At 54.0% G+C, this 12,025-nt stretch carries 11 protein-coding genes; 7 read left to right on the forward strand and 4 right to left on the reverse strand.

The annotated features are described in order from the left end of the window. The first annotated feature begins 757 nt into the window (after positions 1-757). Genes ACP5OT_RS14675 through ACP5OT_RS14685 form a run of 3 tightly spaced genes read left to right on the forward strand, consistent with a single transcriptional unit; the run spans position 758 to position 4,422 of the window. On the forward strand, positions 758-2,554 hold the full coding sequence (locus tag ACP5OT_RS14675) for a DUF1800 domain-containing protein (RefSeq protein WP_424677106.1): 1,797 nt from the start codon (positions 758-760) through the stop codon (positions 2,552-2,554). 28 nt (positions 2,555-2,582) lie between these two features. Beyond that, positions 2,583-3,953, forward strand: coding sequence for a DUF1501 domain-containing protein (locus tag ACP5OT_RS14680; protein WP_424677105.1), 1,371 nt, complete (start codon positions 2,583-2,585; stop codon positions 3,951-3,953). A gap of 16 nt (positions 3,954-3,969) precedes the next feature. Further along, positions 3,970-4,422: a cupredoxin domain-containing protein gene (locus tag ACP5OT_RS14685; protein ID WP_428132553.1), complete on the forward strand. Its 453-nt coding sequence runs from the start codon at positions 3,970-3,972 to the stop codon at positions 4,420-4,422. Between the two features lie 90 nt (positions 4,423-4,512). Here the strand turns inward: ACP5OT_RS14685 and ACP5OT_RS14690 are convergent, their stop codons facing one another. From ACP5OT_RS14690 to ACP5OT_RS14700, 3 genes are read right to left on the reverse strand one after another with little or no spacing between them, the layout of a single operon-like run. After that, positions 4,513-5,556, reverse strand: a complete 1,044-nt coding sequence (locus ACP5OT_RS14690; protein WP_424677103.1) for an agmatine deiminase family protein — start codon at positions 5,554-5,556, stop codon at positions 4,513-4,515. A gap of 4 nt (positions 5,557-5,560) precedes the next feature. Beyond that, positions 5,561-6,448: a carbon-nitrogen hydrolase gene (locus tag ACP5OT_RS14695; RefSeq protein ID WP_424677102.1), complete on the reverse strand. Its 888-nt coding sequence runs from the start codon at positions 6,446-6,448 to the stop codon at positions 5,561-5,563. A 19-nt stretch (positions 6,449-6,467) separates the two neighbouring features. After that, positions 6,468-6,881: a gamma-glutamylcyclotransferase family protein gene (locus ACP5OT_RS14700; protein WP_424677101.1), complete on the reverse strand. Its 414-nt coding sequence runs from the start codon at positions 6,879-6,881 to the stop codon at positions 6,468-6,470. A 134-nt stretch (positions 6,882-7,015) separates the two neighbouring features. On the opposite strand from ACP5OT_RS14700, the gene ACP5OT_RS14705 reads away from it, so the two are divergent. The 3 genes from ACP5OT_RS14705 to ACP5OT_RS14715 all read left to right on the forward strand — a co-directional run bounded on the left by ACP5OT_RS14705 (position 7,016) and on the right by ACP5OT_RS14715 (position 10,090). After that, positions 7,016-7,939, forward strand: coding sequence for an LLM class F420-dependent oxidoreductase (locus tag ACP5OT_RS14705; protein ID WP_428132555.1), 924 nt, complete (start codon positions 7,016-7,018; stop codon positions 7,937-7,939). 175 nt (positions 7,940-8,114) lie between these two features. After that, positions 8,115-9,329, forward strand: coding sequence for an MFS transporter (locus tag ACP5OT_RS14710; RefSeq protein ID WP_428112630.1), 1,215 nt, complete (start codon positions 8,115-8,117; stop codon positions 9,327-9,329). A gap of 35 nt (positions 9,330-9,364) precedes the next feature. Then, the gene (locus tag ACP5OT_RS14715) at positions 9,365-10,090 is read left to right on the forward strand and encodes an SGNH/GDSL hydrolase family protein (protein WP_428112632.1); all 726 of its coding nucleotides are present in this window, start codon (positions 9,365-9,367) and stop codon (positions 10,088-10,090) included. Positions 10,091-10,113: 23 nt separating this feature from the next. Here ACP5OT_RS14715 and sfsA read toward each other — a convergent pair whose 3' ends face one another. Next, a complete protein-coding gene (gene sfsA / locus ACP5OT_RS14720; RefSeq protein ID WP_424677096.1) occupies positions 10,114-10,896 on the reverse strand; it encodes a DNA/RNA nuclease SfsA in 783 nt (260 codons plus the stop codon). Between the two features lie 122 nt (positions 10,897-11,018). Between sfsA and ACP5OT_RS14725 the strand changes: the two genes are divergently transcribed. Then, positions 11,019-12,023, forward strand: a complete 1,005-nt coding sequence (locus ACP5OT_RS14725) for a homoserine kinase (RefSeq protein ID WP_424677095.1) — start codon at positions 11,019-11,021, stop codon at positions 12,021-12,023. Positions 12,024-12,025: the final 2 nt, after the last annotated feature.

Genomic DNA, 12,025 nt, shown 5'->3' on the forward strand with positions numbered 1-12,025 from the left:
GCGGCTGGATCACCTCCTTTCTAGGGAGTGTCTCCCAACAATACACCATGCAGCTACGGCGCGTCATGTTCACCACGCTTGCGTGTCAGGGTGAGAACGTCAGTGCCGGTCGCGGTCGGGGGTATTGCCCACCGCGACCGGCGCTGTGTTTATACCGGATGATTTGCCCTGCTGCGCCCGCGAAATGACAATAGGGAGTGGGTGAGCGCAGTATCATCTGTCATTGCGAGCGCAGCGAGCAATCTGCCGCACGGTAAGATTTCGCGGGCGCTGGTGCGCCCTTGAAATGACAATAGGGAGTGGGTGAGCGCAGTATCATCTGTCATTGCGAGTGCAGCGAGCAATCTGCCCCCGCTAGAGCACATGGTGTCCCACATTAATGCTCCATCTATCGTCGCCGTACCGCCTGCGGGAATCAAAGCTGTATACCCTTATCCGCTAAGCCCAATGTTCCCCCTTCTGCGGATCGCAGTCAGGCAATCATTTCAAGCGCTATCACTTGCTTACAAAATACTCATCTCATTGCTCGCTTTTGGTTGAAAGTATGTTCATAGAACATGTTGTCTTCTCACTATAAATCTCCATTTTTTGTTATTCCTATCACAAAAATAGTACCTTTAGGCGATACTACTATGTACACTCGCAAGATTATGATACTGTCAACAAAATGTTCATCTTTCGACAACCCACCGTCAACGGTGACCGCACAACATCGTTGCGATTGCTGTTAGAACTGATACCCGGAGGAAGCTCATACATGGAACTCACTCGCCGGAATCTTCTTGAGGGAGGAGTTGCACTGATGGCCGGGTTAGCAGCCGCCGGTTTTGCTGCTGTAGGTAGCCCTGCTACCCCGGCTACCGCTTGTCAATACATACCCCCCTCGCTACGTACCATTGCAATGCGGCGTTTAGCATTCGGCCCTAGCCCTGAACTGATGGCGATGTACGATGCGACGCCGGGAGCAAGCGACGAAGAGCGATTCGACAACTGGGTGCGCCAGCAACTGAACCCTACAGCTATTGATGATACCCCCTGCACTAACCGGATCGCTGCAACTCAACTTAAGATTCGTTACACCCGCAACAACCAAACTGTCAACGAAGTCCGCTCACTGAGCTGGCTTAATGCTGCGCGTGAAACACTGTGGCAGCAACGTGTCGTACCAGATTTAGATTGGTCTGAACGGATACGTCCCTATGTCGAAGTACGGGTGGCAACGTGGTTGCGGGCCTTGTATAGTCGCCGGCAGCTTTTTGAGGTATTGGTCGATTTCTGGCACAATCACTTCAATGTGCGCGCAGATGCCGACTCACGGATTGCGGCGACATGGCCAGATTATGACCGCATCATTCGCACCCACGCGCTTGGCAATTTTAATGCTATGCTCCTTGATGTGACCAAGAGCGTGGCAATGATGTACTACCTCAACAACGTCAGCAATAAAGCCGGTGGTGGCGAAGGGGGTAATGAAAACTTTGCCCGTGAACTCTTCGAGTTACATACGCTCGGCAGCGATAACTATCTCAAATTTTACGATCAGCGCGGGGATATTCCGGTCGTTGAGTATGGTAATGAACGTTATGCTTCTGCTTATATCGATTACGATGTGTACGAGACGGCACGCTGCTTGACCGGTTGGACGATTGCCAACGGACGCGACGGACTACCCAACACCGGTGCATTTTATCTCTTGGAAGCTTGGCACGATAACTTCCCAAAAACCGTACTCGCTCCGGCTCCCTTACCCGGAGTTCCGCCAGCGCCTAATTTCTCATATAACAGAGGTGCGCAGGAAGACGGTGAAAAGGTCTTGCGCCTGGTGGCTCGCCACCCCGGAACAGGACGCAACCTGTGCAAGAAACTTTGCCGGCGACTCGTAGCCGATGATCCACCTGAGTCGTTGATCGATCGCGCAACCATAGTCTGGATGGAACATCGTGACTCGCCCGATCAGATCCGAAGAGTGGTGGAAACGATTTTGTTGTCACCAGAAGCCAAAAACACTTTCGGGCGAAAGGTGCGTCGTCCGTTGGAAGCAATCTGGGCCTTCTTGCGTGCTACGAATGCCACTGCACCTAACGACGTCCCTTCTGTCAATGGCGACGAGACGAAGGGAAATTATTGGCAGAGCCTCTTCTGGAGTGTCGATCAGACCGGTCACCGTTTATTTGGGTGGGATACGCCGACCGGTCACCCTGAGCGTGCTGAGTATTGGGCTAACACGAATGCGCTCACCAGGACATGGAGTATCTTCTACACGATCACGCAATCGTGGGGAGGTAACTTCGCGATTGACATCGTTGGTCAAACTCCAGCCAGTCTCTCGTGTGTCGGCATTGTTGATTTTTGGCTGCAACGGATGTTGTCCTATACACCAAGCGGCGATCTACGGACGCTACTGATCAACTTTTTGGCGCAAGGTGGTGATCCAAATCAGCCACCGCAGCCGTTGCGCGGTGCGCCGGATTGGGGAAGTGCAGACGCGGTACGTGACCGCATCAATGTTATGGTGCAATTATTGGCGATGAGTCCTGAGTTCTGGTTGCGGTAAGCGGCGCCTCACCAAAGGAGAGACTGACATGCAGTGGACACGCCGTGAGTTTCTGATGGGTTGTAGCGCCGCGATTGCCGCTATGGCAGCGGCCCGGATCGGCCACTTGGCCTTTGCTGAGCCGGCACAGCCGCAGGCCACCAATGAGATTTTTGTGCAGATCTTCTTGCGTGGTGGTTGCGATGGCCTTAGCCTGCTTAGCCCCTACGATGATACCCACTACCGTTCGGCAAGGGGGGTGTTGGCCTTGCCATTAAGCGGCCCCAACGCGCCGTTGCGGATTGATACATACAACCCTTCGTATAACACGAACAGCTTTGGCCTTAATAGCAAGATGGTGCATGTACGCGACCTCTACAACAGTGGTCATCTTGCGTTCATTCATGCCTGTGGTCTTACCGATGATACGCGCAGCCACTTCGACGCGATGGATTATATTGAGCGCGGGACACCGGGCAATAAAACCACAAACAGCGGCTGGCTCACCCGTCATTTGCAGTCGCAGGGAGGAAGCAGTAGTTTACTACCGGCAGTTGCAGCAAATACCGCCGTGCCGGCCTCACTGCTCAATCACCCGCCGGCAGTAGCACTGTCGTCGCCGAGCGGTTTCACGGTGAGCACACATTGGCGATACAACCGCGAACAAGATAATTTTCCGTTCCTGAGTACACTGCGCGAGATGTACAACCGCAGCACAGTCTATCCGTTGGCATCGGCCGGTCGGCGAGTGGCACAGGTGTTTGATCTGATGCGTACTATGGGGAGCTACACACCCGCTTCAAGTATCGCTTATCCTTCCGGTACATTTGGCGATGCGCTGAAGACGGTAGCTCAGTTGATCAAAGCTGAGATTGGTTTGCAAGTAGCGACCGTTGACTTCGGTGGCTGGGATACACACGAAGCACAGGCAAACAGTGATGGTAGTGGCTACTTACCCGATCGACTCGGTGTGCTTTCGCAGGGATTGGGCGCGTTTTACAATGATCTTGCAGCATATCACAACCGCTTGACCATCGTTGTTCTGAGCGAATTTGGTCGTCGCTTGGGACGTAACCAGTCGAACGGTACCGATCACGGACACGGAAATGTGATGATGGTACTGGGCGGCAATGTTAATGGACGCAAAGTGTATGGTACGTGGCCGGGGTTGCATCCCGATCAGCTTGATAAACGGCAAGATTTGCAGATTACAACTGACTTCCGACAAGTGCTGAGCGAGATCTTGATCCGTCGGTTGGGCAACCCTCGGCTTGGAGTGATCTTCCCTGGCTTGACGTCGTATACGCCGCTCGGCATTGTGCGTGGAGCCGATTTGCCGCCGGTACTTTCGGCGGAAACGGTAGCACCTACTACTACGGAGCATCGTATTTTCGTGCCGGTGATTCAGCACTGTCGGTAGTAGTGAGGAAGGTTCGGTGGTACAGCGTATACACATACAATGGTGTGCGATCCTCTTATTGATGATCACGGTATCATTGAGCGCATGTGCTGCACCAACACCGGTAGCCGATCTCACCCTGAATACTGGCGGTTGCATGCCAAGCAGCATCACGTTGCCACCAACACACGAACCGATGCTTACCATCCACAACACAGCGCACGAGGCGATGGTGGTGAGTATTCCTGTTATGGATCTCTGGATTGAAGTTGCACCGAGAGACAGCGGAGTCCTGGAATTACCACGCTACATTATGGGTACGTTCGATCTCTTTTGCCTCAGCGCTGCCGATCACCGCGCCCTTGGCGGCGACAACCCATTTCTCTGCGTACTTGAACCAGATGAGTTACGGCCGGTGTCACGTTCGAGTGGCAAACTGATCATCGAGCCGCACGACCGCATCCGGGAGGTGCTTGAACAGGGGCGGTAGGGTTGGCGGAAGAATGCATGCGTTCCGGTCGTGATTTACTTTGGAATGCGGCAAAATAACTGCCGCATTCCATACGTTGCTCGGCGAGAACTACCTCACGGCGGGCACTTGCTGACTGAGACAATGCCACGCACCTAATCCCCACACCACGTCGGTGGCATCAATCCCAACGATGCGCCGGTCGGGGAAACAGCGCTGCAAGACCTCACATGCTCGTTGATCGTTAGGATGATTGAAAACCGGTACAATCACCGCATGATTCGCAATGTAAAAATTAGCATACGAGGCGGGTAGCCGCTGCCCCTGATAATACACCGGTGGCGGCATCGGAATGGTAAGAATCGTCAGTGGTTTACCGGCAGCATCGTGCATATGTTGCAGACGCTGCAAATTGTCTTGGAGCACGTGATAATTTTCGTCGGTAGAATCTTCTTCGACGACCGTAACCACTGTACTTGGGGCGACAAAGCGGGCCAGATCATCGACATGACCATCGGTATCATCACCGACAATACCCTCACCAAGCCAGAGAATGGTATGGACGCCGAGCATATCGCGGAGACGTTGTTCAATCTCTGCTCGGGTCATGTGTGGGTTGCGGTTAGAGTTGAGTAAACATTGTTCGGATGTGAGCAACAACCCATTACCGTCAACCTCAATCGAGCCACCTTCGAGCACCATTCCACCGCAGAAGCGGGGCACCCCAAGATACTCGGCCATACGAGCCGGTATCTGGTTGTCAAGATCGTAGGGTGGATACTTATTGCCCCACGCATTGAACTCCCAATCAGTCGCCGCCAGTTCACGACCATGCGGGCCATCACGCACAATAAAAATAGCCCCGTGGTCACGGCACCAGGCGTCATTGGTCGGGAACTCGTGCAAGCGAATATCACCCGTAGCACCGACCTCGGCCAAAAATGCACGGGCTTGCGCAGCCATCGCTGCATCATTCACGTTGATGTGTACGGTCTCGCTGCAGGCCAGTTCGGCGACAAAACGCGCATAGACCGGCCAGATCCGTTCGATCAGCCCCGGCCAGCTCGCCTCTTTATGCGGCCACGATAGCCACGTTGCTTGATGCGGCGCCCATTCTGCGGGCATGAAGTAACCTAATTCAGCAGGCGTCGGCATCGGCTTACTCCTCATCGATATAGCGACGGGTAATCTCGCCATAAGCGTCGATACGGCGATCACGTAGGAACGGCCAGTGGGTACGTTGCACATCGATCTTGTCTAGATCGACCGGTGCAACCAACACAGCCGGTTCATCAACCGGCGCACGGGCAATCACCATTCCCGCCGGGTCGGAGATAAAACTCTGTCCCCAAAACTCAATGCCGCCATCGGGATCGCCTTCGTGTCCGGTACGGTTGATACTCACCACATAGCAGCCGTTAGCAATTCCGTGTGAACGCTGAATGATCTCCCAACTTTGATGCTGGGTGACTCCGTATTCGGCTTTTTCTGAGGGATGCCAGCCAATCGCAGTGGGATAACAGAGAATATCAGCCCCACGCAACGCCGTCAGGCGCGCCGCTTCAGGATACCACTGATCCCAGCAGATAAGCACACCAATGCGAGCGTAGCGTGTCTGGAATACTTTAAAACCAAGATCACCTGGCGTAAAATAGAACTTCTCGTAAAACAGTGGGTCGTCGGGTATGTGCATCTTGCGATATTTGCCCAGATAACGACCATCGGCATCGATTACCGCCGCCGTATTGTGGTAGAGACCTTCGGCCCGTTTCTCAAACAGACTCGCGACGATCACGATACCCAACTCAGCCGCCAACGCACTAAAACGTTCGGTACTTGGACCGGGAACCGGCTCAGCCAGCGCGAAATTGGCGTGATCCTCGCTCTGGCAAAAATACAGTGAACGAAACAGTTCCGGTAAGCAGACGATCTGCGCCCCTTGAGCCGCAGCAGTCCGAATACCGGCTTCCGCTTGCGCAAGATTAGTATCTGGATCGGCAGTACAGCGCATCTGCACTAACCCAACATTGACGATACGTTTGCTCATTTGCTTACTCCGTAACGGCTCATGACCACTCGCCGCTGTCGATCAACCATAATTCACCACGTCGAATAGCTGCTTCTACAACAGCTCCGGCAATGTACACCCATGCCTCACACGATGCGGTAGCCGTCTGAACCGTCCTGATAACCCGCTCGTAGAGATTACCGACACGACCGGGGACAAAATCCTCTAACTCATCGAGCAGCGCCAACGTTTGCCGATACTGGTTCACTGCCACTGTCATGAGTTCACCAAAAACGGTCGCGCCGGGTGGCGCCAGATCAACCGCTTCGATCAGAAATGGATATGGACCGGCGGTATAGAGCGCAGCGTTGGGCAACCAAGCCCGCATTTCACTCACCGTCCGCCCGGCCAATAGGCGAGCATAATTTGATTGTCCCCGCTTCAACGTTCCGTAGACAAAAAATGGACGCATCAACTATTTTTTGCGGTATACTAGCATTTAAGCCGCAATGTGGCCCACAGATACTATACCATCATTGTACGGGTACAGCGCTACGATCAACCAAACAAGGGTAGCGCTACTACACACCAACAAGGAGCAGCACCATGCCGATTGAAATCGCTCTCATGATCGAAGGTCAAAACAGGTTGACATGGCCACGTTGGCAGCGCCTGGCTCAAGCGGCAGAAGATCTCGGCTTTGTCGGATTGTACCGATCTGACCATTTCACCAATGCCAACCCCCCGGAAAAAGAATCGCTCGAGCTGTGGGTTTCACTGACGTGGCTGGCTTCGCACACCAAACGGATCGAATTCGGCCCACTCGTCTCACCGGTCTCGTTCCGCCATCCGGCACTCACGGCACGAATGGCAGCCGCCGTCGATGATTTGGCGGGTGGTAGATTACAGCTCGGCTTAGGCGCAGGTTGGCAAGAGCGCGAACATACCATGTTTGGCTTTGATCTCCTTCAGGTTCAGGAGCGGTTTCACCGTTTTGCCGAGGGGCTTGAGGTGGTCACACGCCTATTGCGCAGCGAGACACCAATCACGTGGATCGGGGAATACTACCAATTACGCGACGCCATCTTGCTCCCGCGTCCACAACGTCCAGGCGGTCCACCGATTGTAATCGGTGGCAACGGCGAAAAGCGCACCCTTCCGCTCACTGCCCGCTACGCCGATGAGTGGAATGCCGTGTTCGTGCCACCGGATCGCTTTGCCCAACTCAACACTAAACTCGACGAACTGTTGGTGGCAGCCGGGCGTCCTCGTGCGGCTGTCCGACGGTCGCTGATGACCGGGTCGGTCTTTGGGCGTGATGACGCTGAAGTCAAACGGATGCTCACCGGACGTGACCGGGCGACACTACGCGCACGCGGGGTGCTGGTAGGTACAGCCGGTGAAGTGATCGAACAGATTCATACCTTCGCGGCGGTAGGTGTTGAGCGGCTGATGGTGCAGTGGCTCGATTTAGATGATCTCAACCGGTTAGAAGCATTTGCTACACAGGTGTTACCGCATGTCGGTTGAGAACGGCGAAGCTCAGATCATGAACTTTTAGGCATCGTGGAATAGCTCTATCGAGTCAGGATAAGGACCACACGGTAGCAACAGCAACCATCTGATCGATATTCGTTGTACCAATTTCAGACCTCCACACGGCTGTTTAGACCTACTCGAAGCGTATCGCATTCATCAAAAACTTATGCAAACACGTTGGCAAACAACTTTATGGATCATGTTCGTTGCGCAATTCCTTTCGGCAATCGGATTTTCAATTATTTTCCCTTTTTTACCACTCTACGTCGCTTATCTCGGTGTCGCTACGGTCGGTGATATTGCCTTATGGTCTGGGTTAGTCTTCTCATTGCAAGCCCTCACCATGGCCATTGCTGCACCGATTTGGGGATCGTTGGCCGACCGGTTCGGCTACAAGTTGATGGTCGAACGAGCAATGTACGGTGGTGCAATAATTCTGTTGCTGATGGGATTTGCACGGTCGGCTGAGGAGTTAACGCTCCTACGGGCAATTCAGGGGATGATTACCGGCACGATTTCGGCAGCGAATGCGCTGGTAGCAACTGTTACCCCGCGCGAACGAATGGGGTTTGCAATGGGAACGTTGCAGATGGGACTATGGAGCGGCACAGCTACCGGCCCACTGATTGGCGGACTGATGGCCGAGACGCTGGGATTTCGGGCCACATTTATCGCAACTGCAGCGCTCTTACTTGTATCAGGTATACTGGTAACGGTAGGAGTGCGTGATGGTCGGCCAGCACCGGTAAAGCCCAAACAACAACCAACCGGAATGCTACGCGGTTGGTTGACGATTCTGCGAACTCCCGGCATCGGCCCTGCATATGGTATGCGCTTTCTGAGCAGTTTGGCGCAGACGATTTTGCTGCCGTTTGCGCCACTCTTCATCGCCAGCCTGCTCAGTGCCAACGACCCGGTGAGCGCTTATACCGGCCTGATCGTCGGGGTTTCATCTGCTGCCGGTACGGCCACAGCGATCTGGCTTGGTCGCCTCGGTGACCGGATCGGGCATCGACACGTGTTAATGGGTAGCGCACTCCTTGCCGCTCTGACCTTTGCACCACAAGGTTTGGTGAGCAATGTCTGGCAACTTCTCATCTTACAGGTGCTCAGCGGAGCAGCAATCGGCGGGATTACCCCTTCGTTAAGTGCATTGCTTGGCCGATACACGGCAACCGGCAATGAAGGGGCCGTGTATGGCCTTGATAGTTCGATTGTATCGGCAGCACGAGCAGTTGCACCCTTGATCGGCGCGTTGGTAGTAGGACCGTTCGGCTACGGAGCAGCGTTTGCGGTGAGTAGTTTAGCATGTTTCGCCATCAGTATTGGCGCAGCACGGTTGCCTATCGAAGAACGGCAGATTGTATCAAAACCGACATAGCAGCGGAGATGACCGTACTGTAAGGAGGCATTGATTTGGATCGTCGCCTTGTTTGGATTGTTGGGATCGTCACATCAGGCACGGTCCTTGTCGCCGGTTTCTTGGGTTGGCAACGGGCATTTCAATATGAACGCCTTTTTCACCTTGTCCGTCTTGATCCGCTTGGCCTCAACACGGTTCGCAGTACACCAACAATGCCAGCAACGATAGTCTTCGTTGGCGATTCACGAGCAGCAGCATGGCCAGCGCCTACCGGCGTTACGATTGACAACTGCGGTGTACCCGGTCATACGACTATGCAAACGCGGCTCAGCTACCCCCTGCTGGTGAGTCCACTCAAACCGCAATGGGTTATCATCCAAGTTGGGGTTAATGATCTGACAGCGCTCGAGGTATTTCCCCACGACACCGAGATGATCATCCAAAACACGATCACCAACGTGCGCGCAATTATCGAACTCGCCCGCGCCGATGGTAGTCGCGTTATCCTCACGACCATCTTTCCGCTCGGCCCAAATCCCTTCGAACGGATCAATCCGGGAACCGGCTTAATTGCTACCGGTATTGAGCGCGTCAATACCGCTATACGAGCAATGGCAGCACCTGATGTGCTCATCTTCGATAGTAGCGCGGTATTAGCCGGAAATGACGGTTTTGTCGCTGAAGGTTACCGTCTTGACTTGCTACACATTAATCGGGCTGGGTATCGAGCATTGAACGAAGCACTTGGTCCATTGTTAACCGCACACATCGGCCCATGAACCAAGAGCTTGCCACCACAATCTCACATGCGACGGCGTAATTCGTTGGGAACTGCACCGAGCGACATGAATACCGGGACTTCATGCCCAAGTGTGATACCGGTTGGTGTAACCGGGCAAAGATAGGCGTATATCTCAACCCCAAGTGTGCGTGCGGTACGTAACGCTCGGCTAAATGCCCGATCAATTGTCTCATCAGGAGCAAAGGCAACCCCTTGAGACCGCTGGATGATAAACACTACTGCTGCTCGTTGACCGTTACGCGCTGCGTTGGTCAATAATTCGAGATGCTGACTACCACGTTCGGTCGGAGCATCAGGAAAGACTGCAACCCCATCGATCAAACGAGTAACCGACTTGACTTCGAGCAAGCAGGTATCCAACCCTTCGCTTAGGCGAAAATCGATCCGGTGCGGGCCGAGCTGTACCTCGCGCTGAATGTTACCATAACGTGCAAACTGAGGTAATGCTCCCAACGACAGCGCAGCAGCGATTAGACGATTGGGTAGTTGGGTGTCAAGTGAGACTAAATCGTTGTCTTGATAGACCGCCACCACTTGAAACGCTGTTTTGCGACCAACTTCTTCGCGCGGAGCAAGCAACAGACGAGCGCCGGGGACGAGGAGATCAACCAGACGGCCACGGTCGGCTAAATGTGCCCGCACCATGCGTCCGCCCATCTGCGCTTCAACCAAAAATTGGCCAGACCGTGCAGCAAATGTCGCCTCGATTAACGGTACGCCGGCCGAGAACGGTACGCGCACAATAGGGTGAATCTGCTGACCGGTTCCATGTCCTGTATTCATACCTTTTAGTATATCACATTAGTATATCACAGCGAGTATCATGCCTTGACCTAACCGATGCCACCACCATCCGATACTCATAATGGTACAATAAGGTGGGAGCACGGCTAAGAGGAAGCGTAATGCTGACCCACGACGATATTGCCCGCGTATTGGCATACTACGACGTCGGCGAGTTACGGTCGAGCCGTCCGGCAAGTCACGGTGCGATCAACGAGACAGCATTTATCGAAACAACCGTTGGCAGGTTCGTCATCCGACGTAACCGTCGTCAGCACGGTTTGCAAGCCGTCCGCTTACGCCATCGCCTACTCGAGTGGCTGCATCAGCGCGGTTTTCCCGCACCAAGGGTGTTACCGGCTCGTAACGGCGAGCCGGTAGTCATCCTTAACGACCGGGTGTACGAACTGAGCGTCTTTATTATCGGTGATGAGTTCAACCCCAACCGACCACGCCAACTAAGTGACATTGGCCGCGTGCTGGCCAGTTATCATCGGGCGGTGAGCGACTTTCCCGATCCGCCACCTGCACCGCTACCCCGCTATCTCCCATCGAGCCTTGGTAGCTTAACCGAACGCCTGATCACGCGTGACATTCTCGGTGATTTGACAAATGCTTTGCACTGGTACGAACGACGGATCGCCGAACTACGTCGCCAGTTAAGAGATGAAGCGTATGCGGCGTTACCGCATTTACTTATCCACGGCGATATTCATCGCGATAACCTGATCTTTCGTGGCGATGCGGTGGCAGCATTAATCGATTACGATCAAATTGGCATTGATGCCCGCCTTGTCGATCTGGTTGACGGTCTGGTTGATATGGCTATCGGCGCACCGCCGCCCAACTGGTCAATGTGGGGAGTGTATCGAGCGCCGCTTGACATCGAGCGGGTAAAATTGTTGCTGAGCGCATATAATGCGATTGCACCCTTGTCGACGCGTGAAGTGAACGCCCTCCCGGCAATGCTCGAAACGGTGTGGCTGCAAGGTAATCTTCGACGTGTCTTAAGCACGCCCGATGCCGACCCTGATTATCATCTTGAGCTACTCGGGCAAGGCCGGTGGTTGTCCGAATGGATGGATCGTTATCGTGAGCAAGTGATCGCTGCGGCAATGGTATACTAACA

Origin of the sequence: Chloroflexus sp. (assembly GCF_049970315.1) — a bacterium.
Taxonomy (GTDB): Bacteria; Chloroflexota; Chloroflexia; order Chloroflexales; family Chloroflexaceae; genus Chloroflexus.